2 protein-coding genes are annotated in these 1,677 nt (G+C 75.1%); one reads left to right on the forward strand and one right to left on the reverse strand.

Annotated elements, in window-relative coordinates; genetic code table 11:
- A partial coding sequence (locus ACIQOV_RS40535) for a TetR family transcriptional regulator (protein ID WP_401056030.1) occupies positions 1-659 on the reverse strand: 659 nt, incomplete at its 3' end.
- Positions 660-741: 82 nt separating this feature from the next.
- Between ACIQOV_RS40535 and ACIQOV_RS40540 the strand changes: the two genes are divergently transcribed.
- Positions 742-1,677 (forward strand): oxidoreductase (locus tag ACIQOV_RS40540; protein ID WP_401056032.1); only part of this gene is annotated, 936 nt, incomplete at its 3' end.

Here is a 1,677-nt window from a genome sequence, read left to right on the forward strand (position 1 = left end):
AGCGTCGGAAGGACGGCGTCCAGGGCCGGGGCGATGACGGCGAAACAGTTCTCCGTCAGCACCGCGACGTCCACCCCGCCGCCGTCCCCGCCCACGCCCTCACCGTTGCCGGCGGCGTCGCCGTCGTCGGCGGTGCTCCAGCGCTGCAGGACGGTGTGGAAGGCCGCCAGTGCCATGTCCGCGGCCAGCCGCGGGTACAGCTCGCGCGCGGCGTCCAGGCCCAGGCGCCCGGCGAGCTGCGCGGCGAGCTCGTCGCGCCACTGCGCCTGGCGTTCCAGGAAGCGGGCGAGCAGGGCGGGGGTGGTGAGGATCAGTCGCACCACCCTGCGGGCGCGTTCCTCGTGCCCGGCGCAGTCCTCCACGCAGCGCCACACCGCGTGCCGCAGCGCGACCGAGGGCGTCTCCTCGGCCGGGCGGGCGGCCAGTTCCTCGCGCATGGCGGTGCCGAGCGCGGCCAGGAACTGGACGACCACATCCTCCTTGGACGCGAAGTAGCGGAAGAAGGTGCGCTTGGACACCCCCGCGGCGGTGGCGATCTCGTCCACCGTGACGGCGTCGAACCCGCCGCCGGCCAGCAGGTCCAGGGCCGCGCGGGTCAGCTCGTCGGCGACGAGCTGGCGCTTGCGCTGGGCCAGGGTGGCGGCGGGTCGGGAGGTCACCGCCCCATCCTAGCCCCCACGCCACTCACGTCATCGAACGTCAGTCTTGACACTTGGTGACATGCAGGGCAGCGTGAGCCGTATGACACCGAGCAACCGGACCCCCGACCCCGCCCCGGACCTCAGCGGGCGGGTGTTCGTCGTCACCGGCGCCGCCGGCGGCCTGGGCCTGGCCACCACCACCGCCCTCGCCCGCCGCGGCGCCCACGTCGTCCTCGCCGTACGCGACGAGGCCAAAGGCCACCGCGCCACCGCCCACCTGCGCGCCGAACAGAGCGGCGCCCGCCTGGACGTACGCCGCCTGGACCTCGCCGACCCCGACAGCGTGCACGCCTTCGCCCAGCGCCTGCGCGAGGACGGCGTGCACCCCGACGTCCTGGTCAACAACGCCGGCGTCATGGCACCCCCGCGCACCCTCACCCCCCACGGCCACGAACTCCAGCTCGCCGTCAACCACCTCGGCCACTTCGCCCTCACCGCCCACCTCATCGACCTGCTCGCCCGCGGCCGCGACCCCCGCGTGGTCACCGTCACCTCCGCCAACCACCGCCGCGCCCGCATCGACTTCGACGACCTGAACGGCGAACACGCCTACTCCCCCATGGGCCACTACAACCAGTCCAAACTCGCCAACGCCGTCTTCGCCCTCGAACTGCACCGCCGCCTGAACGCCGCCCGCAGCCCCGTGCGCAGCGTGCTCGCCCACCCCGGCTACGCCGCCACCGCCCTGCCCCGCGCCGGCACCGTCACCGGGGTGCGACTGCTGTTCGGACACCTGCTGCGCCCGCTCGCGCAGTCCCCCGCCCGCGGGGCGCTGGCCCAGCTGCACGCGGCGACCGCGCCGCAGGTGCGCGGCGGGGAACTGTACGGGCCGAGCGGCCTCGGCGAACTGCGCGGAACGCCCGCGCTCACCTCGCCGGCGCCCCGCGCGCAGGACGAGGCGGTGGGGCGACGACTGTGGGAGGTGTCGCAGGAACTGACCGGGGTGCCCTTCACCGTCCCCGGGCCCCGCGACCCC

Origin of the sequence: Kitasatospora sp. NPDC091257, from assembly GCF_044757675.1 — a bacterium.
In the GTDB taxonomy this organism is placed as follows: Bacteria; Actinomycetota; Actinomycetes; order Streptomycetales; family Streptomycetaceae; genus Kitasatospora; species Kitasatospora lactacystinica.